The sequence below is a fragment of the Vibrio penaeicida genome (genome assembly GCF_019977755.1).
GTDB lineage: Bacteria > Pseudomonadota > Gammaproteobacteria > Enterobacterales > Vibrionaceae > Vibrio > Vibrio penaeicida.
The window spans coordinates 811206-836098 of record NZ_AP025145.1; the positions used below are offsets into that span (position 1 = coordinate 811206).

At 43.2% G+C, this 24893-nt stretch carries 15 protein-coding genes; 8 read left to right on the plus strand and 7 right to left on the minus strand.

Features of this window, described 5'->3' with window-relative positions; genetic code table 11:
• Nucleotides 1–36 precede the first annotated feature (36 nt).
• Entirely contained in the window at nucleotides 37–1338 is a 1302-nt protein-coding gene (locus LDO37_RS21975) for a TadE/TadG family type IV pilus assembly protein (RefSeq protein WP_126609306.1), read from the plus strand.
• Nucleotides 1339–1346: 8 nt separating this feature from the next.
• The gene (pcp, locus tag LDO37_RS21980; protein ID WP_126609305.1) at nucleotides 1347–1985 is read left to right on the plus strand and encodes a pyroglutamyl-peptidase I; all 639 of its coding nucleotides are present in this window, start codon (nucleotides 1347–1349) and stop codon (nucleotides 1983–1985) included.
• A gap of 140 nt (nucleotides 1986–2125) precedes the next feature.
• Here pcp and LDO37_RS21985 read toward each other — a convergent pair whose 3' ends face one another.
• The 3 genes from LDO37_RS21985 to LDO37_RS21995 all read right to left on the minus strand — a co-directional run bounded on the left by LDO37_RS21985 (nucleotide 2126) and on the right by LDO37_RS21995 (nucleotide 10898).
• Complete coding sequence (locus LDO37_RS21985; protein WP_126609304.1) at nucleotides 2126–7891, minus strand: condensation domain-containing protein; 5766 nt, start codon at nucleotides 7889–7891, stop codon at nucleotides 2126–2128.
• On the minus strand, nucleotides 7888–8724 hold the full coding sequence (locus tag LDO37_RS21990) for an HAD-IIB family hydrolase (protein ID WP_126609303.1): 837 nt from the start codon (nucleotides 8722–8724) through the stop codon (nucleotides 7888–7890). The genes LDO37_RS21985 and LDO37_RS21990 overlap by 4 nt, the downstream gene beginning before the upstream one ends.
• 896 nt (nucleotides 8725–9620) lie before the next feature.
• Nucleotides 9621–10898 (minus strand): dicarboxylate/amino acid:cation symporter, encoded by a 1278-nt coding sequence (locus LDO37_RS21995; RefSeq protein ID WP_126608312.1) that lies wholly within the window; start codon nucleotides 10896–10898, stop codon nucleotides 9621–9623.
• 505 nt (nucleotides 10899–11403) lie between these two features.
• Between LDO37_RS21995 and LDO37_RS22000 the strand changes: the two genes are divergently transcribed.
• Nucleotides 11404–11724 (plus strand): DOPA 4,5-dioxygenase family protein, encoded by a 321-nt coding sequence (locus LDO37_RS22000; protein ID WP_126610399.1) that lies wholly within the window; start codon nucleotides 11404–11406, stop codon nucleotides 11722–11724.
• A gap of 75 nt (nucleotides 11725–11799) precedes the next feature.
• Here LDO37_RS22000 and LDO37_RS22005 read toward each other — a convergent pair whose 3' ends face one another.
• Nucleotides 11800–13266, minus strand: coding sequence for a sulfatase family protein (locus tag LDO37_RS22005; RefSeq protein WP_126610400.1), 1467 nt, complete (start codon nucleotides 13264–13266; stop codon nucleotides 11800–11802).
• A complete protein-coding gene (locus LDO37_RS22010) occupies nucleotides 13259–14764 on the minus strand; it encodes a sulfatase family protein (protein WP_126610402.1) in 1506 nt (501 codons plus the stop codon). The genes LDO37_RS22005 and LDO37_RS22010 overlap by 8 nt, the downstream gene beginning before the upstream one ends.
• A gap of 227 nt (nucleotides 14765–14991) precedes the next feature.
• Between LDO37_RS22010 and LDO37_RS22015 the strand changes: the two genes are divergently transcribed.
• The 4 genes from LDO37_RS22015 to LDO37_RS22030 all read left to right on the plus strand — a co-directional run bounded on the left by LDO37_RS22015 (nucleotide 14992) and on the right by LDO37_RS22030 (nucleotide 21647).
• The gene (locus LDO37_RS22015) at nucleotides 14992–16239 is read left to right on the plus strand and encodes an anaerobic sulfatase maturase (protein ID WP_126610403.1); all 1248 of its coding nucleotides are present in this window, start codon (nucleotides 14992–14994) and stop codon (nucleotides 16237–16239) included.
• Nucleotides 16240–16424: 185 nt separating this feature from the next.
• Complete coding sequence (locus LDO37_RS22020) at nucleotides 16425–18164, plus strand: DUF2264 domain-containing protein (protein ID WP_126610405.1); 1740 nt, start codon at nucleotides 16425–16427, stop codon at nucleotides 18162–18164.
• 69 nt (nucleotides 18165–18233) lie between these two features.
• Nucleotides 18234–20147, plus strand: a complete 1914-nt coding sequence (locus LDO37_RS22025; RefSeq protein ID WP_126610406.1) for an ABC transporter substrate-binding protein — start codon at nucleotides 18234–18236, stop codon at nucleotides 20145–20147.
• A gap of 456 nt (nucleotides 20148–20603) precedes the next feature.
• Entirely contained in the window at nucleotides 20604–21647 is a 1044-nt protein-coding gene (locus tag LDO37_RS22030; RefSeq protein WP_126610408.1) for a GGDEF domain-containing protein, read from the plus strand.
• Here the strand turns inward: LDO37_RS22030 and LDO37_RS22035 are convergent.
• Entirely contained in the window at nucleotides 21635–22156 is a 522-nt protein-coding gene (locus tag LDO37_RS22035) for a hypothetical protein (protein ID WP_126610410.1), read from the minus strand. The genes LDO37_RS22030 and LDO37_RS22035 overlap by 13 nt on opposite strands.
• Before the next feature lie 230 nt (nucleotides 22157–22386).
• A complete protein-coding gene (locus LDO37_RS22040) occupies nucleotides 22387–24000 on the minus strand; it encodes an ATP-binding cassette domain-containing protein (protein ID WP_126610411.1) in 1614 nt (537 codons plus the stop codon).
• A 437-nt stretch (nucleotides 24001–24437) separates the two neighbouring features.
• Between LDO37_RS22040 and LDO37_RS22045 the strand changes: the two genes are divergently transcribed.
• Nucleotides 24438–24764, plus strand: coding sequence for a hypothetical protein (locus tag LDO37_RS22045; RefSeq protein ID WP_101109869.1), 327 nt, complete (start codon nucleotides 24438–24440; stop codon nucleotides 24762–24764).
• The last annotated feature ends 129 nt before the right edge of the window (nucleotides 24765–24893 follow it).

Here is a 24893-nt window from a genome sequence, read left to right on the forward strand (position 1 = left end):
CGCCCCATACATCACTCCAATCACTACGAGTCAGTTATGCGTTCATCATTACAACAACAGCGCGGTCACGCAGCTATTTTATTTGCGATTGCCCTTCCTGCTCTTTTTGGGCTCTTTGTGCTTGCGACAGATGGCGCTTATGCATTGCAAGCCAAAGCGCGAATTGATAATGCGACGGAAGTGGCTGCTTTGGCATTGAGTGCAAAAGACGCAAGTAATAAAGACAGTGCAGGAGCCGGAAGTGGGAGTGCTGTTAATCGCAAGATCGCTACCGATTATATTGGCGCATACATGGGAGATAGAACCAAAGTTAAAAACCTCAGGATCACGCGTTTGGAATGCGAGCAAATTCCTGAGTGCAAAGCAGGAATAAAAAAAGGCGAACAGAGGTACATCCATTTTAATGTGAGAGCGGATTATGATCATGCCACTTTCTTCACAAGTGGCGATCCAGCAAGTGGGTTTGATGGCAAAGTCACCGTGAGCAGCGCTGCTACATCACAAAAATTTGAAGGGGACGCCGTAGACATTATTTATGCAGCGGATTTTTCTGGATCCATGAATAAGGGGTGGAGTGGCGGTAACAAATCGAAAGTCGAAGATTTGAAAGACATCATTGTAGAAGTGAATGAAAAGCTGAAAGACTACAACGATAAAAACAACCGGAAGTATGTGAACACGGTCGGCATTATCCCTTTTAGATCTGCCATTAAAGCCAAAATTCGTGGAACTAATCGATACTGCGAAATGAGCCAGCTGGTTAGAAAAAGCAAGCGCTACTCGTGGGAAAAGTTAAGACCTCATGAAATCAACTATTCAAAGACCGCCAAACAAATTTTTGTCGAGAAAGGCAGCTCAAATTGCGTGCACCAACCAAATTGGGCACGTGATAAGGAAGTTGAATTGACGACAAATTTTAGTGACTTCAATTCTAAGTTAAATGGCTTTGTCGCCCACTGGGGAACCGCTTCTTATCAAGCCATTATCCGCGGGGCGCAGTTGTTGAAGGATGGAAAAAACGCTAGGCGTTTAATCATCATCCTTTCTGATGGTGCCGATTCCAACATCGCAAATATCAATAATGCCACGGTTCATCAGAAGCTGGTTGATTTAGGGTACTGCGATACCATCCGAAAAGAACTCTCTAAAGGCAAAACAAAGGATGGTAGAAAGATTAAAGCAAAAATAGCCGCAATAGGTTTTGCGTACGATGCTGAGAAAAACCGAGCTCTTAAAGAGTGTGTTGGTGCCGACAATCTCTATAAAGCCGAGAATAAAGCGGAAATAAAGAGTAAAATCCTCGACTTGATTACAGAGGAAATCGGACATCTTAAATAAGGAACTTTATGAAAACCGTTTTGATCACAGGCTTTGAACCCTTTGGTGGAGCCACGATAAATCCAGCTTTGGAAGCAGTTAAGCAACTAGAGGGTAGGGAACTCAACAAGGGGCGAATTGTTACCTGTGCGGTTCCTGTTGTGAGATACGAATCGGTCGACATGGTGAAGCAGGCTATTCAAGCACATAATCCAGACATTGTTATCACGGTAGGACAAGCTGCGGGGCGGGATGCTATCACACCGGAAAGGGTAGCAATTAACGTTGATGACTTCCGCATTCCAGATAATGGAGGGCTGCAGCCGATAGACGAACCCGTGGTGGCAGAAGGTCCCGATGCGTACTTTTCTACTCTTCCTATTAAGGCAATATGCCAAGTTTTGAATGAAAATGGTGTGCCAGCGAAAGTATCGAATACGGCAGGAACGTACGTTTGTAATCATCTCTTCTATGGGGTTCAGCACTTCCTTTCTGAGTCGAATATCCGCCATGGCTTTGTTCATATCCCACTCTTGCCTGAGCAAGCAGAAGAATTAAAAATGCCCGGCATGCCTTTGGATACGATTGTTGAAGGTTTAGCGCTTATGGCGCAAGTGTGCATAGACCATAACCAGGACATTAAAGTGTCGGAAGGAACGATTTGCTAGTTGGTCTGTTAACCTTTCAATCTTTCAAGCAGAAGCTAACGCGTCCGTCATTTGATAGAAAATAGAAAAGCCAGCTGTTTTCAGCTGGCTTTTGTGTATCTAAGCATGTTGCTTAGATTAAGGTCAACAGACCCTAGTAGTTAGAACGCTTTTGCTATTGAGCATAAAGCGCCAACATCAAGCGAATCGTTGTCGCAAAGTGTTAGCAATGATGAGAGAAACTCATTTGCAATCAGATTCGCCACTTCTTCACTGATTTCAGTGGAGTCAAAGAAGAGGTTAAACGACATAGCATGCCCCGATGTCACCGACATGATGATTTGATGGCTTGTGCCACTTACGGTACCTAACCGTTCCAAGGTTAAGTTTTGCGTTCTGGGGTGTATTGGTTGTATCTCGTGCGCCAATTGGCTATTAAAAACAAACAACGTTCCGCCACGGGTGGTTGGCACCCATTCTTCATCGTATTCATTTAAATCAAGAAAACCGTATTCCAGTCGTTCCGCGCTGGATTCTGCAATCTGCGACAGCGCACTTGATACATCGCCATTTACATTAATGCGCAGTGGTGGAGTTGCCGAAAAGACACCCATCATGCGGTCAATATCAAGGATACTGGAGGGTCTCTTAGCGAGAGTCGTATTAAATACGATGTCTTTTTTCCCTGTCGCTTTACTTAGGGTGTGCGCCCAACCAAGCTGACATAATTGGTTGGTGGTGACACTATGTTCTCGTGCCCTTGCGATGATCTGACCGCTTTCCATATCAGTAAGCTGCATGCTGATATTTTGCATGCGAATGGGGTTATCACACAGCGAATCTGCTGATCGAGGTAGGCGCAGATTTTTTGGTGCACCTTTTAGGTAGTTTCGCCAAAACGCTCGTGCTTTGCTGTCGTTCTGATAGTCGTGAATGTAATGAACAAAAGGTTCAAAACTAAATGGTGTCACATCGGGTTCACGCCCTAACAGTAAGGACTCGTAGTCTCTCATTACTTCAGCGAGGAATGACTGCATAGACCACTGGTCGAAAAGCACTTGGTGATAGGTCAAGATCATGGCATGGTCGTCATTGCCGAAGTTACCGAGCCACAAGCGCATTAAAGGTGATGACACTTCACTGATTTCTCGCCTTCTTTCTATCACGAGATGTTGCGTCATTTCTGCATCTTTGTCTTTTTCTGAAACGCCAGTGCAGTCTTCATATTTTATCGGCATCTTGCTGTTTTCTGGCACGATGACCAAGGGCTTGCCTTTTTCAAAAGAGTCACAAAATACGGCCCGCAAAATATCGTGTCGTTTCAGCGCAATATCCCAAGCTTGCTGAAAAGCACTTGTGTGTAATGTGCCGGATAACTGGAAATATTCCTGACCAATTTGGAAATCGCGATTGATTCTATTGGAGTAAAGAAGTGCACGTTGAGCATGCGTTGCTGGATAAATAGCACTGAGAGACCCAAGCTTGCTTTCTATGGTTTCAATATGCTGCTGATTTAACGTCACGTTTTTCAAATCAGAAGGCGTTAATGTGTTCGGGGTTTCTGTGTCGGTACAGTGGGCAACAATTGTTCTGACTTCATCGGCAAAATTCGACATCAACGAAGTTAGGTTGATCTGCAAGCTGGTGACCTCAAACTGAATGTGGAGTTTGCCTTCCAAAATCCAGCACACCACTTCCATCTCTCTGAGTGGTTTGTTTCTCTCTCCAACCATATAGCCTAGATTACAGAGCTCCATATTCCACTTGTTTGGATTGTCGGATATAGAATTGTATTGCCCTAAGTATTTGAAACTTATGGAAGCATTTAACCGACTTTGTAGGCGGCGACGAACTCCATTGTCTGGGTGATGGTACGCAAGGTGGAGATAGTTTGAACCCTCTTCAGGAACGCTTCGGAAGCTTTCCTTCACGTTTTTAATTTGCTGGCTAAGATTGGTTTTTATTGAGGGCAGTTTTAATGGGAAAATACTGGTAAACCAACCAATGGTATCGTCCACTTTTACGTTGCTCGAGAGTTCTTGTCGACCACATCCCCTCATCAGAACTTCGGTATTCTCGCCTCTTTCAATCAGTATGTTAGAAAGCGCGGTTAGGAGTAATTCACGCGGGCTGGTTCGATAGGGCGTGTTTGCATCAGATAACAGCTGTGCCGTGACATGTTCATCTACCGTAATGGTTTCAACGCGAGATTGAATATTTGGGCGGCATTTGGGGCTAAAGCTGTCACTTTTAAGCCAGTACGCCGTTTCATTTTTGCAAATGCGTTCTAATTGAGCGTTTAAACTTTGTGTAAAAATTTGCGCACCGGAGTAGTTGGGCAGCTTGGTATCGCAGCCCCCATCGTACAGCGCTTGAAGATCTCGTGCGATGATATGCCAAGAAGCCGAGTCAACGATTAGATGATGGGCACACAAGTACAAATAGATAGTGCTTTCGTTTCTAATACGATAAAGCACGGCTTTGAACATAACGCCAGCACCGGATTCTAGGTCGAACGTTTCATTAAGCCCCGCCAAATAGATATCGAGCTCTTCGTAATTGGCGAACGATTCCTCTGCGAATGAAAACAAGTCTTCATGCGTATCGATGAGTTCTTGCTTACCCGTTTCGAATGTTTTGTTGAATCGAGTCCGGAATATGTCGTGGTGTTCTGTTAACCGTAAGAGTGCTTGCTCCATACGAGCGCAAGAAACGTCACCTGGCAGTGAAAGTGTAACCGCATCGTTGTAGTGGTTTGGCTGCATGAAGTTTTGTTCAAAAAACCATTGCTGCGCGGGTAATAGGTCAATTAAGCCTGTTGTTTCTCCGCGAACGATTTGTGTAGGTGCTTCATGCTTTATGTGTTCTGACATTTCTGAAAAAACGGTATGTTTCATTATATCTATGGTGTCGAGTTTCATGCCGATAGACTCCATTTCAACGGATAGTGTTATAGCAGAGACTGAATCTCCACCTCTGCTTACAAAGTCGTCCTTTATGGATAAAGAGTTCAGTTGTAAGACAGAGCATGCCTTCGACAAAAGCTGTCTCTGGATGCTAGTAAGGTGACGCAAATCATCATCAAATTCTGTGGTAGGGATAGGTAAAGCCTTACGATCGACTTGGCCATTGTGTGTCAGTGGCAAAGCATCGAGTTGTACCAAAAATGCTGGCTGCATATACGCAGGGAGTATGTTTTCAAGAAGCGTTTTAATTGAACTAGGTGGAATTGGAGAGTGAGCAACGTAATAGCCCGCCAGTACCTTTCTGTTTTCTTGTGGGAGTAAAGTGGCAACTGCTGACGCGATGCCTTCTATTCTTTCCATCGCGGCTTGGATATCATTCAGATTAAAGCGGTGTTCTTTGTGCTTTATTTCTTCATCTTTTCTACCGCTGAAGTAAAGGTAGCCATCTTGTCCCCAGTAGGCGTGATCACCCGTTTTATAGACTCGAACACCACGTACGTTCAGTTCCGCTATATCCGTGACCATGAAGCGAGAAGCAGTGAGTTGAGGTTCGCCTAAGTACCCGTTTGCAAGTCCACTGCCGCCAATGAGGATTTCTCCCGTGACGCCTTTTGGCACCAATCTGCCTTTTTTATCAACCAAATAAACGCTGGTATTGTCACAGACTTTCCCAATTGGAATTCGTTGTTGCTCTGCATGGTGAGGCTTGCATACCAAAGCGGTAGCGTAGACGGATGCTTCTGCTGGTCCGTACAGATTGATGATATTGGGAATATTGGTGTCCAGAGCTTTGGAAACGGCATCAGCCGAAACCACGTCTCCACTAAACACAAGTGTACTGATGCTCTGAAAGAGGTCGCCTGGGTAAGACTGGATATACCGTTCCATTAACCCTGTAGTGAGATAAAGGTGATCTATTTTATGAGCGTAGATAATGGATTTCAGTTTATCGGGGTAGTGGGTTGTGCGTCTTGCTGATACCACCAATGTTTTCCCGTGAGTCAGAGCTGTCCAGAGTTGTAATGTAGCGGCATCAAAGGCTTCATTCGTAGAGAGAAGAATTCGCTCCCCGATGGGTATGGTGGTTGAATTGATGATGCGGCTGAGCAGAGCTTCATGTGAAAGTGCGATACCGGTTGGCGAATCTATCGCGCCAGAAGTGAAAATAAATTGGCTTATATTGCTCGTGGGGAATGAATCGGGGACGGGCAGGCTAACCGCTTCTAAATCGCCCTCAATCGGAGAAGTCCACGATGGCGTTTTGTTGTGCTTATCAAGGTGTACGCTATGTTTACCTAAAATCGTCATTGGACATAGCTGCTCGACAATCGTTCGTTTACGCTCGTCCGATTCTTCCCGATCAAGGCATGTATAAGGCAGCCCCACATACTGAGTGGCGACGATGGCAATAACCGTTTCAGACAAACTATCTAGGTCTATCGCAACGGGTTTTCCCCAATGGCTAGACGGTCGAAATTGGTTAAAATAGCGAACGTATGCGGCAATGCTTTGATGAAGTTCTCCGTAGGTGTACTTGCGTTGGGAAACATCATCGATAAGCGCGATATTGTCTGGTGTTTCTATTATCCATCGGTGTACGTGCTTAGCCAATGAAACGTGAGAAACAGGTTGTTCAGTTTTGTTTTGTTGTTTGAAGAATTGATGCTCGTGTTCTAGCAAGATGGACGCACTGCCAACAGGTTTGTCCATTGAAGCCATGATCTGATGAAGTAGGTGTTCAAAGCGCTGCAAAAAGTTTTCAAACATCCCACTTTCAAACTGAGCTTTTACGTAGTCGAATCGAAAACTGAAATGTGAATTGGCGGAGTCACAAAAGAGCAATTGAATGCTAGTGTTAAGTTCCAATAATTCGTAGTTGAAGGAGAGAGTGACTCCGTCTGAAAGTTCAAAACTATCGTCGAGACCCATTGTTGAGCCGAAGGCTACGTTGGTGGGTTCTTTTATTTCTGTTTCAGAAGACTCATTCAGCTTGTTGATCAGATCTCGGTAGGGGAGCGCTTTATAGGATTGAACTGCTTGGTTGAACGATCTTATCTCATCAAAATACGCTTCAAAAGATTGGTTCTCTTCAAGATCATAAATGTCGAGTCGAGTGTTAACAAAGCAACCGAGCGTTTGCCTCGATTCTTTATCTCTCATATCCATAGGTGAAGTCACCCCAATGAGATGTTGATCCGCTAGTCGACCAACAAGCAAGGCGTATACGGCTTTGAAGAATAAGTGAGGTGTTAAGGCGTTTTCTCTACAAAATGCCTTGATTTCGTCGCTAAACCCTGAGGATAAGGAAAACATACTGGTTTGAGTTAGCCGACTGGTTGTTCTTGATAAAACAGGGAAATTGGCTGTTAGCGAACGAGAGAGGACTTTTTGCTCCCAAACTTTACAGGCATCATCCTTTTTATCTTCTGCTAAATGAAGACATTGGCATGGGCAGTTAACATCCAAGTCAATATCGCAATCCATGCAATTGGTTTTGGTTTGCCTTTGATATTCATTCTTAATGACGTCGAGAAACAGTGTAAAACCTGTACCATCTAACGCTATTTGGTGGCACATGGTAATAACTTTGAATGTGTTATCAGCTAACTTCAGTACGCAGGCTTTGTATAGCCTTCCTTCGCTAGGGTCGATTTTGTTGAAATAGTAGTGGTCCAATACGATTCGGTATTCTGCATTAGGATCCCGTTTATTGGTGAAGTCATAAAACTCAATGCTGACTGGTGAAGAGATGTGAGCTTTATAGAGCTTGTTATTTTTGAGCTGATAATGGCAATGAAAATTTTGAGCTTGGAAAGCCGTACGTATCGATTCAATCAAAGCTTGTTGGTTTACGTCGCCATGTAAATCGAATGTCACAAACGAGTTGGAAAGCATGTTGCTCGGTTCGTTCTGTGCCTCAATGAAGACATTCAGCTCGTATGGTGTTGCAATCGATTTCATGCGTAGCTCCCCTTAAGTGACAAATTGAAGAACTTAATGAGAAATTTCGCGACGCCATCGTTTGCGTTGCTCTGCGTAAATAAAGGATTAGGGAGGCGGTGAGGTAAGTCCGACATCGCATTTTGCATCACAATACCAAGCGCTGCGGTTTTTAATATGGATTCGTCACTCATACCGTCACCAAATGCTATCGCTTCTTTTTCTAGGTCGATGCCCTTCAACGATAAATGCCGATCGGCAGCAGTGGCTTTTGTTACGTATTTCGGACTGATTTCAATTGAGTGATCAGCCGATAGGGTGATTTCACATTCATTTTCGAAAAGGCTTCTAAGTTTTCTTTCTACTTCCTTAATGTCATGAGAGGTGGATACAAGAAGCTTATTTGCTCTTAGAGAAAGAAGGTGTTTTGGTCGGTGAAGAAAATAAGGGAATTGGAACTTTGAAGAATAGGTACTGACGTTGTGACTGACTTCGCTGACGTGCCAGCCATCTGTATCAAATACACTTACATGCGTATTTGGACCAGATAGAAACCTTAAGAGTTGTTGGTAAGTCGAATGAGGAAATGTAATGTTTTGGGCGTAAGCCAATTCATTCGTTTGTACTTCTAATGCTCCGTTGCAGCCTAATATCGTTGGAGAGAAATCCAAAGGCTTTAGCTGCTTGAAAACATTTCTTGGGTGCCTCCCCGTTGTTAATATAACTTCAATGCCACTGACATAAAGCCTAGTTAAAATACAGCTGGTGTAGTCTGTAATTTCCCCCGCCGGGTCTAGTAATGTGCCGTCTAGATCCGTAACTATCGCTTTAATTGTATTGCCGTTAACGATCATAATAATAAACCTGTAGATATAGTTATCCTTCGCCAGTTGCAATGTATGCATGGCGGTGGTGGTCATTGACCTTATAGTTTTGTAATCCCAATTAGGATTAATTTAATACGTGGCTTGTTATTTAACTCGTGAACCAAATCGGAAATTATTCGAGCTGCAAAAAAAATGTTTTGTAATTGTTTGATTTAATAAGGTTTTTTATGCACTTAATTTCGTAGTGCTTTTTATTTCAGGAGATAGTAATCATATTTTTTGCTGAAAAAAATCCCTAAATGATACTCTGTATAACTTGGCTCAATAATGGGATTAATGAACATGTAATTCCAATAATTGAGTATTTAAAACTATTTTCATTAAAGAGAATATATATACAGTCTTTCATTCAGTATTTGATGGTGCTCTTATAAAGCTATAATTATTTGACCTATATCTTGAAAGTTATTTCTTATTTAGCTCGATTTCATTCTCTTAACATTTTCCTACACTAGAAAGCTCATAAATTTTAAATTCGACACCCTACAAAGAATGTTATTACTTAATACGTTGATTTTTAATTTAATTACCTTGTTATTCTCTTGGTCTTGACTATCAATTAACGCACTAACTTATTGTGAATAAAGCGTGCATTGTTTTTTCTTTGAAGAATCAATAATAATTTATGATATTAGACTCATATTATCTCTTAAATAAAGAAATGTATGGTGGGTTTTAAGAAATTGGAACAGATGCACGTAATGCTTTTCTCACATTCAATTTGGCATTACGTTGATTGAAGGGAAGTCATAATGATACTTAGGGGGCGAACAATCTGAAAAGACACCTTTCGGTGTCTTTTGGTATTTTCTAGGTTACTTAACCTACACTCAAGCTAGCGGCTTGAGCATGTATCTTTAAAGCTAAACCTGAGAAGCTTCTGAAGACATATTTGCTTTAGCTGTTTGGTTGTACACCTTTTCATCTAACTCGCCTTCGCTTTTACCGACAAGCGTTGAGACCATAAGGTCACCACACACGTTTACGCTTGTACGTGCCATGTCTAGAATACGGTCGATGCCCGCAACAATAGCTAGACCTTCAAGCGGCAGCCCTACGGTCGTTAGCACGAGTGAAAGCATAATCAATCCCGCACCAGGAACCCCAGCCGTACCAATAGACGCCAGAGTTGAGGTTAAGATGATCAACAGGTAATCAGAGGATTCTAGTGTGACACCAAATGCCTGAGCGATAAATAAAGCACAAACACCTTGATAGAGTGCCGTTCCATCCATGTTGATTGTTGCGCCCAAAGGCAAAACAAAGCTGGATACGCTCTTTGAAACGCCAAGCTCTTCCTGTGCAGATTTAATTGTGGCTGGCAAAGTACCGGAGCTACTCGTGGTGGTGAATGCAACGGTTGCTGGATTAACAATGCCTTTCAAGTACTGAATAGGGCTTAACCTGCCTACAACGGTTATCAAGCCACTGTAAAATACGACCACATGAATAATACAGCCAATGTAAACAGCCAATATGACTTTGCCTAATGGCAATAACACATCTAATCCATATTTTCCGGCGACCCAAGCCATAAGACCAAAAATGCCAAAAGGAGCAAGCTTCATAACTAAAGATGTAAGCTTATACATGCCTTCCGCCAAGCTCTCGAATACTCGAATAGCAGGTTCACCTTTTTCACCTATCAAGGTAAGAGAGACACCAAGCCCAATAGCAAAGGTAATAATTTGCAGAATATTGCCAGAGGCCAGTGCATCGACTGGGTTTTTGGGGATAATGTTAAGCAGCGTTTGGACCAATGACGGTGAATCTTTTGCCGCACTTACTGCGTCGGTTGCGGTGATATTGATCCCCGCACCAGGAGTAAGAAGGGTAGCAAGCGCCAACCCGATGGAGATTGCAATCGCGGTTGTAGAGAGATAGAGGATAACGGCCTTTCCACCAATTCGACCCATCTTTTTTGTGTCTTTCATTGATGTAATACCTACAATCAATGAACAGAATACAAGAGGCACGATTAGCATTTTGATCAAATTAATGAATAGAGTGCCGATAGGTTTTAAAACTTCGGCACTTGGCCCAAAAATTGCGCCAACTGCCACCCCAGCAACCATTCCAATCACAATTTGTTTCCACAGGCTTAATCCTGATGAGCCGTTGTTTGTCGTTGTATTCGACATGTTTATTCCTTGTCCTAAAAAGTCGTTTTATATTGTTATATACCCAAGTATTTTGAGATTACTTGGGTATTTGGGTAGAAACCCATTACTCACAGTGGCGAGCTCAAAATGTGAGCCTAATAGCATATGAGTAAATCGTAATGCAAATGAGATGCAGTGATATCTGTACCATAATTTATAATTCACGTATTTATGTATTTAGTGGAAACATGCTGTGAATCTAATAATTTATAAAGATTCATTGCATTAGAAATAAGTGAAATAAAGTGGTTTTAAAATCACCTGGTGGAGGTTACTCAGGTATATTTGGATATATTTAACGCATGTTAGAAAAATTTGAACATATCCTTCAGAGTGAATGGGTATACATAATGGGTAAGGTCAATCAAACTAGTATCACTGACCTTTAGGTGTATCGCTTAATGATTTTGTTTGGATCACCAATTAGTTAGCTCAATAGGTAATTAAGTAGTTGGGTAGTTTGGTAGGTAATTAGGAGAACCATATGTTTCACGCTCACGTTTATTTTGGTTTGAACAACCTTGCGAAAGCGGATGCTTTACGTAAGAAAATAAGAAAGGAACGCCAAGATGTAGTTGCCGTGTTTGAGCTGGTAGAGAGGCTTGTTGGTCCTCATAAGATGCCAATGTTCGAAATTCATTTTAAAGATGATAGTGATGGAATTATCGATTGGCTTGATAAAGAACGTGGAGACATGCCAGTTCTGATTCATCCTGTTAGTAATGAGCACTTACTTGACCACACTGAACGGGCTATATGGTTGGGAAGAGAGCTCGGTGTTTTTGAAGAAACACTATCGCATTAGAAGCTCGGCGATTGCCGAGCCTAATTGGTTTCTTTAAACAGTTCTGTTTCTTTAACTTATATCTGGTTTCTTGACCTATCTTGAGTGGCTCTTTTTGAGGATATTCGCCAAGTTTAACGCTAACTCATCGACTTTATCAGGCATGCTAGGTGCAAGATTTTTGAGTTGCCCTATATCATCATGTAAATCGTAAAGTTGTGGTTTGGATGTATTCCCTTTTTCGTTACCAGTGTATTGGCAAACAAAGTCGTCATCATGCGGGGGAATATAGGCGTATTGTTTGTCTCGGTACACTTTCTTGTATTGCATACCTTCTAACACCATATCGTTTCGACCTTCTTGTGTTTTGCCCGTTAGCGCATCGAGTAAGTTATGGCTGTCTGGGGCTTCCATCTCTGAAAGCGGCTGACCTGTAAGGGCGGCGAAGGTTGCGTATAAGTCGACTTGGTTGATCAGTGCCTCTGAATTTCCCTTATCAATGCCCTTTGGCCAGCGAACAATAAAGGGGACTCTTGTACCCCCTTCAAATAAGCTGTATTTCCCGCCTCGCAGAGGTCCCGCCATTTTATGATGACCGTTCAATTTCACCGCATCATCTTTATAACCGTCATTCAAAACTGGTCCGTTATCGCTAGAGAAGATAACGATGGTGTCGTCTTTTAAATTCAATTCTTCTAATTTATCGAGAACCTGTCCGATGCACCAATCCATTTCTACAATTACATCGCCACGCACACCATGTGGGGTAGAGCCTCGAAATTTAGGGTTTGGAATACGTGGAACATGTGGCTGGTGTAGGGCATAGAATAAGAAAAAAGGCTCATTTTGGTTTTTTTCTATAAAGGAAATGGCTTTATTTGCGAACACTTCTCCCATTGTTTCATCATTCCAAATGGCAGATTGACCGCCTTTCATATGCCCAATACGGCTTACACCATTGATAATAGTGCCATCGTGCCCGTGATCGTACATTACATCCAAAAGTTCAGGGTTCTCTCTCCCCGTTGGAATACCTTCATACGATTTATCCCAATCGTAAGTGACTTCGATAGGGTCGTTAGGGTCTAAATTTTCGACTTCTCGATTATCGATATACACACATGGTACGCGGTCGTTGGTAGCGGCCATTATGTAGGATTCATCAAACCCCACATCGTTTGGCGTGCCGTCAATCGGCTGGTTAAAGTTCAAGTCTCCATTCCCCAAACCTAAATGCCATTTCCCGACGATACCGGTTTGATAGCCCGCCTTTTGAAACATTCTTGGCATGGTATCGTCTAGCTTACCAATGATTTGTGGGGCATCTCCGGGGAGAACGGCCGCGTCTGGGTTCCGCCATGGGTAAGATCCGGTAAGTAAACTGTAGCGAGAGGGCGTACATGTTGCAGCAGTGGCGTAACCTTGATGAAACTTTAAACCTTCTTCAGCCAGCTTATCGAGGTTAGGGGTTGGGATTTCATTTGCGCCGTAGCAACTAATGTCGCCAAATCCGAGGTCGTCGGCGTACATGATAATGACGTTAGGGTTGGCTTTATCAGTCATGGTTGTTCCTGCAAGTGTTAGAAGTAAGGGACGGGTAGTTCAGAAGTTCTGGCAAAATAACAAGCTCCGCCCATGGGTCTTGAATACGCTCTAGCTCAAATGCCAGCATTGTGAGCAGTTTCTTTTCTCTTGTTGCCCCTGGCATAAACGAAAGGGGGTTAAGTTGATAGGGATCGTTTCGGTTATCAAAAAATAGAGTGCTTTCTAATTGATAGTCACGGTTAATGGTTAGTGTGAGGCTGTAGTGGTCTGTTTTTATGCCGCGTGCGATGGGGAAGTAACTGGTGACATTGCCTTCTGCATTTGTATTTCCATCGACATTCTTGATGTAGAGAGCGTGACGATTGGGCTGTGATTCTGGTTGAGATTCCTGTTGGGTAAGATACGGAGCGAGGTTATGCCCGTGCAGTGATTTTGGAGTGTTGGCTTCAAGCCCTAAAAGCCCCAGTACTGTTGGCATAATATCGGGACTGCTCAAAAATACATCACTGACTTGTGTGTCTGATTGGAACGGGTGCTTTATCAAAAAGGGCACATTAAACGCTTCGTTGTAGAGTGTGTTTTTCGCATCGTTTAACCCATGTGAGCAGAGCGTTTCTCCATGATCAGACGTAAATACGATGAGCGTATTTTCCCACTCTCCGCTGTCTTTTAACGCTGTTAAAATTCGCCCAAATTCTCGATCTACACCCGTTACGTTCGCGAAGTAAAAAGGGGCTGCGTCGGATTTTGGCATCTTATTATCGGCATTGTCTCGAACCAGTAGCGTGTCGTTAGGGCTTGATGCGTATAGGTTTAAGTCTTCGCTTGTACAATCATTAAGTGAAGAATAGGGACTGTGCGGCGGATTCATTGATACAAATAATGCGAAAGGTTTTTGCATGTCGCGTTGATTTTCGCTGTTGTTCAAATAAGCGATTGCTTTGTCGGCTTCATGCTTGGCAGACCATTCTTTGGGTTCGTGGCGCTTGCCCTGATTATCGTAATAATGCGGGTTTTTGTGCTCATCGAACGTGCCATAGCCATACCAATAATCGATGCCATGTCGTCTATCCGGTTCAGTGTAAGAGTCCCAAGCTGGATTATTAGGGTCAACAAATTGCCCCGCATTTTCAGGGTCGTTCGCTGTCGGAAAATCCAAATGCCACTTGCCTATGTACCCTACGTTATAACCGGAGTGGGCAAGCACATCCGTAAAGCAAACTGCATCTTTAGGTAGATCTGAATTTAACCGACCAGAGTGGCAGTTAAGCGGTACACCACTTTTGTTGGGGTACATGCCCGTTAGCAGACTGCCCCGATGTGGGCTGCACAATGGACAGTTACTTACCGCGTTGGAGACTACGGTGGCTTGTTTGACGAAATTATCGATATTGGGTGTTTGCACTGGGTCAGCAACACCGGGTAACAATGAACGAAAAGGCTCTTGTTGCCAAAACCCCATAGCCATCTGGCGAAATTGATCAGGGAAAACATAAAGAAGATTAGGACGACGCACAATTACCTCGCGGTATACAAATAAATCGGTGCCCAAACATGTCAGTACAAACCAGCAAGCACAAAAATGTACTGAGATGATAATTTGAAATGCCGTTTTAAAAATTTACAAAGATCACATTTATCGATAAATCAAAAAGGCGTTTCAAAAAATTTGTTGTATTTTATTGAGTAATTAATCGTTGAATAACTGATTTTGGGCAATGCCTAATGAAGCCAGAGAAAACAATGAATACACTGAACACAGCCATAAAGAGCCCGCATCCGCTGCGAATAAAAACCTACAAACCTAAAGCAGCTAGACCCTTTCATGTGCTGAGCAAGCCTATAGGACCGCTGTGTAATCTAGATTGTGAGTACTGTTTCTATTTAGACAAAACGGAATACTATCCAGGTCAAAATCGCTTTGATATGACGGATGCGGCATTAGAAGCACACGTCAAAAACTACATCGACAGCCAGCCCTTAGGCTGCAAAGAAGTGGTGTTCGGCTGGCAAGGTGGGGAACCAACCATGCGAGGCATTGAGTTTTTTGAACGTGCGGTCGCGTTTCAAAAAAAGCATTCGCGCGAGGGGATGAGCATCAGTAATACGATACAAACGAATGGTGTGCTTATTGATGAACGCTGGGCGTCCTTTTTGAAAGACAATGATTTCTTGGTAGGCGTCAGTTTGGATGGGGATGAAGCGCTTCATGACCATTTCAGGAAAACACGCAGTGCTAAAGGATCATACAAACAAGTGGTTCGCGGGCTAAAAACCCTTCTTAAGTACGGCGTTGAAACCAATGTACTCATCGTTGTTCAAAGTGACAATGCGCAGTACCCACAGCGGGTATACGAACATATAACCAGCCTAGGTGTTCAATTCATTCAGTTTATTCCAGTGGTTGAGGCCGAAAAAGGCATTGGGGTTTCTCATCGCAGCGTAAGCGCCGAACAATTCGGGCGCTTCATGATTGAAGTGTTTGACGTTTGGCGAAAGCGGGATTTAGGGCGAGTGTTTGTAAGCCACTTCGATAACGCACTCGGAATGGCGTTAGGAATGCCGTCCACTAACTGCGTGCATTCCCCTCAATGTGGTGAAAACTTGGTTATGGAACACAATGGGGATGTTTACAGCTGCGACCACTTTGTCTATCCAGAATTCAAACTTGGGAATTTGAATCGACGTGATTATCCCGACTTGATTGAAACCCCAGTCCAACAATCATTTGCTAAAAGAAAGCCCGTAGGTACAGCGCTGCACTGCGTGAACTGTTCCCAAAGAGATTTATGCCATGGCGCATGCCCTGCTCAACGAATTGATGAAGTGGGTGAATTGTCCATTACCGCTAAACATCGATTGTGTGAAGGTTACTTTGCATTCTTTTCCCATATTCGTCCCTATTTGAAAGCCATGGGGGCATGCTTAAAACGCGGTTGGAGCCCCGTTCATTACGTCAGATTTTTGCCGTCAGATAAGCGAACCAGTTAATGATGTCTCTATCAAAAATGTGAACCTATCCAACTATCAGATATAAAAATGAAACGTAGTTTTGATCTAAATAACATAAAAATGAAAAAGCGTTTTAAAAATGTTTTTTAATGGGTTTTAATCTGACTTAAAGATGAGATACACCCGTTGCATAGTACTGTAAATAGCACAGTAAGAGGACGAGAATGAGCATTCAGTTAGCACAATGGCTACCGGAAGATTCAACATTTACTAGCAGAGATAACGCATTGAATGTGGTTAAGTTTCTGCTCGGTAAACAGCCTATTCTGAATGCGGAAAACAGAGAGCGTAACCCACAACTAAGTTGTGCAGCACATTATAATGATGAAGCGGCTTCAGTAGAACATATCGCCCGATTAATGTGGGGAGTGGTTCCTGCAAACAATGAACTCACACGCGAAAATGAGGCGTTAAGGCTCGCTCTATTAAGTGGTATTTCAGGCGAAAATGAAAACGCTTGGTCAAACCTAGTGAACTACGATCAGAAAATTGTCGAGATGAGTTCATTCGCTGTTGCGATTGTCGATGCGCCTGAAACATTTTGGAATCCTCTTTCTGATTCTGAAAAGCAAGCATTAATAGATTGGATGACGCCAATTCAAGAACTGGACATTCCGCCTAACAATTGGCGCTGGTTTCGAGTACTGATTGTGTTTGCGTTAGAGCGAGTGGGCGTCGACATTCAGCGCGACAAGCTGCAACAAGATTTGGACTTTATTGATAGTCACTATATGGGACAGGGCTGGTACCAAGATGGCGAAGCCGCCGTCATGGATTATTACAACCCGTTTGCATTTCATTTTTATGGTCTTGTTTACGCGCGTTGGATCCGTGATACCCGCTCAGATGAAAGCGAGAAATACGTAAATAGAGCGGTCGAGTTTGCGCAAAGCTACCAATATTGGTTTGGCGAAAATGGCGCTCAGCTGTGTTACGGGCGCTCACTAAATTATCGATTTGCCGGAGCAGGCTTTTGGTCTGAGTTAGCATGGTTTGAACCGAAAGGGATCGCCATGTCCTCTCTTAAATCGCACTGGGTTTCCTCTATGCGCTGGTGGGCTAGGCAACCGATATGGAGCCAAGATGGGCAACTTTTATCCGGTTTTGGCTACCCAAACTTATTAGCCAGTGAGTTTTACACCAGCCCAGTTTCTCCGCTATTGGCGCTCAAGGCCTTTTCAGCGCTCAGATTAAGTGAAGATCACGTATTTTGGCAGGCAGAGAGCCAACCTTTAGAAACGATCCTTAAGCCGACTTGGGTATGTGACCAACATTTTCTTTGGCGTGATGGAGGCTGCTATTTGCTTACGAATGCGCCGCCAAGTGGCGAGTTAAGACATTGCTACGATAAGTATTCAAAATTTGCATACAGTTCCGAACACGGCTTATGTGTTGAGAGTGAACAGTGGATAGCGCAAGGTTTTGCAGGCGACAATATGCTGGCTTTTCAGCACCCAGAAACCCAATCATGGCACGCTAGAACCAAGAATGAAGAAGCGTGGCGTGAAGGCGAAAAGCTGGTGTCTGTTTGGTCGCCTTTCAAAGGCATTCGAGTGGTCACGACTCAGTGGTTGAATGAAACGGGTAATGAAACACGTGAGCATAACATTCAATGCGAATCCGATTTTAACTACGTAATGACTGGTCATGCCGTTGATATTTGGACGCCGTGGTTCAGCCACTTAGAACGAAAGCCGGCAAGGGTCGAATCCGAACGCTTGTTCAGTGAAATGATTTTGGAACATGGGGAAGGTGACAGCGCTGTTTACCCGTGTGCTCCAAACACCAATTTGTTGTACGCCCATGCCAGTGTTCCCGCTGTAACCGGGAAAGTAAGAAAAGGCAGCTCCACCCTCAAAGCGCTTATTTTGGCTGGGCGTACAACATCCATCCCTGAAAATTGATTTTTTAGGGGCGTGGTCTTCGGGAAAAGACGACAAATTTAATAAATAGAAAACATCAGGGAGTGACTGATGAAACACAAAATGAACTTACCTCTATTCGGCAAAGTGGCGGTTGCAGTTGCAGCGGCGGTATCAATGTCGGCTTACGCAGAAACCTACAACGAAGCGCCAGCACTTGCAGAACTGGTTAAGCAAGGAAAACTACCAACGGTGGAAGAGCGTCTTCCAACTGAGCCGCTTGTCGTGACACCATTTGAATCGGTGGGCAAGTACGGCGGAACGTTGAACTTGGTAGGCAAAGTGGTAGATAACGGGCACCGTATTCGCACCATCGCCTACGATAACCTATTCAACTTTGATGTAACGTATTCGAAAGTTGTGCCTAACTTAGCGACTGGCTTTACGTCGAATAAAGAAAACACCGAATTTACCATTACGCTGCGTAAAGGGGTGAAATGGTCGGATGGTCATCCTTTCACAGCTGATGACGTTGCGTTTTACATCAACGACGTATTGGGTGATGAAAAACATGCAGGCAACCGCCCATTAATTTTCCCATCGTTTGATTCGGCTAGCGCAGAAGTCCTTAATCCTCATACTGTGAAAATTAAGCTAAAACAGCCAAATGGTATGTTTATACGCCACCTTGCAACAGTGGACAGTGAAAGCTTTACCGCGTATCCCAAGCATTACTGTTCCAAGTTTATGCCAGTGTTTAACGACAAAGCGGAAGCAAACGCCAAAACAGCGGGCTTTGATTCTTGGCGACAATTCTCAAACACAAAATGTAATGCTCACTACTTTATTGAGCACTACAACAACGTAGACCGCCCAGTACTGACAGCTTGGAAAGTAAAATCAGCGCCAGGTCCTAACGCAAGCTTCGCCGAATACGTGCGCAACCCGTATTACTGGCAAGTGGATACGGAAGGTAACCAACTGCCTTATCTAGACAGCGTACGTTGGCGTTACAGTGAAGACTTGGAAGAAATGGTTCTGCGTGCTGCGAATGGCGAAGCGGATTACCAATACCGCCACATTGGCACTCCTACGCACCGACCTCTTCTTATCGACAATGAAAAGAAAAGTGGCTACACCTATGAATTCCGCCCGAGTACGTTGAGTTCAGAAATGGTGATAGCGCTAAACCAAACGGTCAAAGACCCGACAAAGCGCGCTCTGTTTGCAAACAAAGACTTCCGTGTGGCACTTTCTCACGCCATTGATCGCGATGAAATCAGTGAAACGGTTTATTCAGGTGCAGTCGGTCCATACCAAGCGGCACCTTTGGAAATGTCGCCTTTCTATGATGAAGAAATGGCGTATCAATACACAGAACTCGATCAGAAAAAAGCCAATAGCATTTTAGACTCTCTTGGATTAACCCAGCGAGACAAAGAAGGCTATCGCTTGATGGAAAACGGGAAACGTCTGCGTATTGAAGCGGTATCGAAAGTCAGCGATAAAGGTGTACTTGCGGATTCACTTGAATTAGTGAAAAACCAGTGGAAAGACGTGGGTGTGTTCTTAGATATCCGTGTGATGGAGATTAACCACGTCATTAACCTGCGCCTAACAAACGACTACGATATGATCCCAATTATCGGTGACGGCGGTGTAGGTGTGTTGGATGAAGCGCGCCATTACCTTCCATTTAGCCCTGAGTCGACATGGGGTTTGGGCTACTACAATTGGGCGAAAGGTCGTGACAATGCGGTTGAACCACCAGCGCATGTGAAAAAGCAGGTCGCTCTGTGGAAGCAACTTGAGAAAACATCGTCACAAGACGAGCAAGTCGCCTTAATGCGCCAAATTATGGAAATCGCCAAAGAGAACTTCTATGTGATTGGTACTGTGGAATCTCTTCCTGTAGGTGTTGTGGTTAACAACAAGTTGAGAAATGTGCCAGAAAACATGCCTCAATCTTGGACATTCCCAACTCCAGGTCCAATGCGTATGAGCCAACTATGGAAAGCGCAATAACACGGCTTTAAGTTTGAAAGACGTTAAAGATAAAGCAGAGCCTTTGGCTCTGCTTTTGTTTTTTATGTTTGAAATTGTATCTAGAAAGGCATTTTAACCGTACGTCGAACTTTCATAAGTTAGATCCGCGTTCCACTGAGTATCATGAAAACAACAGAACTTTTACTGTATTAAATTTGAGCGAGTTTATATGCGTTTGAGTGAATTTGAAAAATGACTCATCATTCGTCAAATCCCAATATATTGTGTCTACTAAGCAATTTAAGCTTTCTATATAGTATTTTTGAGTAATCTGTTTGTAGCTCGATTTATTTCCTTTTTAGCTCATCCGAATGTCCGAAATATGTCATTATCAAACCTGGATCAATTTATTGACAGTTAGAAACTGTTTATGGTTGAGTGAGAATTATTAATCCTACAGAATGCCGCTGGGTACACAGTAATTCTTCAGGGATAATGATGGTACAGATGGATGCGGGCATCGAGTGGCTGAACCGATCACAGTCATTTCGAAGCAATATGTTAAAAGGGGTGTCCCTCATTACCCTCGTTGCCGGTCTTCTCTATGGATTTCTGAACCTATTCGTATTTGAGCAAAAGTGGCTAGGCGCTGTTGAACTGTTTTTTGCTATCTACTCTGCTTACCTTTTTTGCTATTCAACAACGCAAAAGTACCTTCTTCTTCAATCTTCCGTTTACGTATCTTCACTTTTTCTCATTGTTTTTATGGGGATTTTTGTCACTAATCCTCAAAGTTCATTATTTGTATGGCTATTTCTTTGCCCTATAGTGGGTTACTTGCTACTTGGGAAGTCGGCGGGGTTAAAAATCAATCTTGTCTTTGTTCCTGTAGGTGCTGCGCTGTATTACTGGAAGTCGGTTGTGCCTGAAGCAGGATTGCTCTCGCATTCGCTAATTAACGTATTGGCTTGCTTAGGGGCTATTTGGGGAATGGCGCATGTTTACGAGTACAATCGAGAAAAAACTGAAGAACAACTAACGTCACTCGCCTTACTTGATCCGCTCACAAAAATAGACAATCGACTGAGCTTGGCATTCAGTTTTGAAAAAATGGTCACTATGCACAGGCGCAAGTCAGATTTATTTAGCATGCTGGTGGTAGATTTAGATTTCTTTAAAGCCATCAATGACCAATATGGACATGATGTTGGCGACGAAGTACTTAGACAAGTCGCTAAACTTGTTAAAGATTCGGTTCGAAGGTCGGATACGGTTTATCGAGTAGGGGGGGAAGAGTTTTGCGTTCTCTTACCTTACACAGAAAGGAAAGTGGCTTGTGCCGTAGCGGAACATATACGCAAGGTACTTTGCCGCAATACATTCCGTGTTGAAGATAAGCGAGTGAACATCTCCGCCAGTATAGGTGTTTCTGTGTATGGCGAAGATGGTGCTCAGTTAGATGACATGTTCAAAGTAGCAGATGACCACCTTTACCATGCGAAAGGTTCTGGTAGAAACCAAGTCGTTTACGGCGTCTGATTTTCCAGTTTATTTTGAACCAAAATATTCTTAATACGCGCTTTTATTGATGGCGCTTCCTTTCTAAGAGCGATCTTAAAGAGCCTTTTCACATCCACCAAATATTCTGGGTACTGCTGACTTAACACAAACAGCGCGTTGTACGCCCAAGCTCGAAGAAATTTGTTTCTATCTCCAAGGCAATGACGAACAAACGATTCCACATTTGGCTTATTTTGTTCAGAAATAGGCATGTAAGGCATGACTTGAAGAAGGTGGAGGCGTGCTTCCCAGCCTTCTATACTGTTCAACTTGCCATAAATGGTGTCTATTTCTGCGTCGGTAAGCTGCTCTTCTTGCTCAAAGTGGTATTTAAGCAGCCAAGTCGATCCAGAAGCGAACTCTTCTTCATCCATTAAATCTATGATTTGAGAGATAAAGTAAGGTTCAAAATGGTGCTCCTGATAAATCAGGGAAATGGCGTCGGTGTCTTTGCCGTCCCATTGTTCGAGCTCTGTCTTCAATTCCACTATGGTGCCCTTAGTTTCCGCATTTCCTCAATTGAGCATAAGTCATTCGGCAAAGTTTTCCATTCGATTTGCTTAAGATTTAATCGAATTTGTTTGTTTTCGTTAAAGCTCAATGAAAAGGAACGCTATCCCATCGCTTTATCCTGTTGCTTTAGATTTTATTGAGTCTCTGTTTGTAAAGGAAAACTACTCAAGCCAAGTTGTGAGCAAGTGGCTTGAGTAGCCTTTTTTTAAATAGTTAAAGTGGATTCAATACCGCTTTCTCGTGCGAAGTATGAATCGTGTGTGACTAAAACAAACCCTGCGGAATAGTCACGTAGTGTGTTCGCAAATATTCTTTTGCTGTTAAGGTCTAGATGATTATCAGGCTCATCTAACAGTAATAAGCACGGTTCTGCTTGGTGACTGGCAATAAGCAGTGCCAACTTCATTTTTTCTCCTCCACTGAGTTGGTGGCTAACTCTGAATACAGAGTCGCGTTTGAAGCCAATGGCAGCCAGCAGATTTCGAATTTCACCGTGCGTTAAATGGGGTAGGTGTATGCTAACGAGATCCATTAAAGGATGGGCTTCGCCTAGCAATGAAAAGTGTTGATCAACATATAGGCTTTTCTTGGCGCTGCACTGACCAGAAGTGAACGTTAGCTCGCCAAAAATGCACTTAAGCAGCGTTGATTTTCCTTTGCCATTGTCGCCATCAATTCGCCATTTATCCCCTGAGAATACTTCCCAATTGATGGGTTTCTCAGTGCCATAAGGCAGCGTGCATTGCTGAAGATGTAACAGCCTTTGATTTTTCTGTCGGTGCGATTCAAAGGATAGGGTGAGTGCATGAGAACTCGACTGTTTTGATTGAAGCTGTTTCTTTAACTCACTCAATTCTGATTGGCGTTGTCGATGCATTTCCCGCTTTGCAGAATTCGATTTTTGCGCGCTATTTTTTGCCGCATCGAGAATCATTTTATCTTGGCTGCCAGATTTTCGTAGTTTGTTGCCTTGCGCAGCGCGTTTTTGTGCCTTCTCGTGATCCGATTGCGCTTTTTTAGCTGCCAACTTTTGTTGCTTTTCGGTTTCTTCCAGTTTTCGAGCAATTGAGGCTTGCTCTCTATCTCGAATTTGAACATAAGTATCGTAGTTGCCACTATAAAATTGAATCCCTAATGAAGACAGCTCGAAAATGCCGTCAACCGAATTCAGCAATTCTCGGTCGTGACTCACAACGAGCGCTTTGCCTTGGTATTGAGTTAACTGATTACAGAGCCAACATTTCCCGCTGGCATCAAGGTGGTTGCTTGGTTCATCCAAAATAAGAATATCCGGATTCTCAAGGAATAAGACCCACAATCTTAGCCGTGTGAGTTCTCCACCGCTCAGGGTTTGAACACTGCTATATGGATCGGGGGGTAACCTAAGTTCGGTTAACTCTTTTGAAAGCTCGTTTCTCAAGTCCCACCGGTCGTTAACGAGATCAAAATCGGCTTGCTCAACGCTTCCTTTTTCTATTCGTTCAAGCGCAATAAGCGCAGATTCTAAACCTAGGTATTGAGCAATAGACTGGTCGATTGTGTTCGAATCGTGTTGTTGATCTAACCAACCGACTTGCCCTTGGATTTCGATGTTTCCCAAAGTAGGGGAGTTTTGTTTTAACAACAATGAACACAGCAGGCTCTTGCCGCTTCCATTGTTGCCGACTAAGCCGTATACGCCTTGCGCGACAGAGAACTGAAGCGATTTAAACTGCCAGTCCCCATCTGGGTGGTGGTAAGAGAGGCGATTGGCTCTTAAATAAGTGCTGTTTTGATAGTTATTGTTTTTAAAAGAATTGTTTTGATGAGATGTGATCATAAAGACTCCGACATAGTCAGGGTCTGAGGCGTGACAAATTTGATTTCATTAGATCGCGAAAAACGGTACGCAAAAGGCAATATGCAAAAAGCGAGTAAAGCAAGTTTTGACGAAGACACGCCTACTAACCCTGTATTCCAAAATTAAGGTGTTCAATTGGACATAAGGGATTAGTTGTTCATTTAGGCGCATTCTCCTACAGAAGTGATGGCGAGATTCTATACGTATTTTTGTTCAAGATGCAATATCGTTGTTATTTTTTATGAGTGCGATTGAGTATGCTTAGTTGGCTGATTAGCGACCTAATTCTCTTTTAATGTTTATTGTCTTCTTTTCCAGCTTACCCGCTCACGTTTTTCCCACGTTGTCACATCACTCTGGTAAAAATAGTCGTATAGTTTTTAATAACTGATTGAAAAACATACAAGGTGAATGTTGTGGATGAAGATATCAAAAACGCGTGTATCGCTTTTTCTTGCGGAGATGTGAATGAGATTATCCCGTTCTTAAACGAGAAAACTCGCTGGACGAATGTAGGCAAGGAAGACATTGTTGGAACGGATAATATCCGCTCGATTTGTTTTCAGATGGAATCAGAACCGGTGTCTTTAAATGTGTCTCAAGCGCTTGAAGCCACGGACCATCTGGTTGTTCAGGGGCACGGTGACGCACAGCAAACTTTTTATTTCTGCGACATTTTCCAAATAGAGTCTGGCTCTATTAAACAGATAACTTCTTATCTTGTTGCTGGTCAGAAAGAGTAGCGACGTTTTTGGGTGGGATTGTTTGTGGATGAGAAAGTTTGAAGGTGAGAAAGTTTGTGGATATAGCCCAACACATCGAGATTAAGTGTGAGCTAGATTATAAAATGAACAGCTAGGGGTTTATTTTAA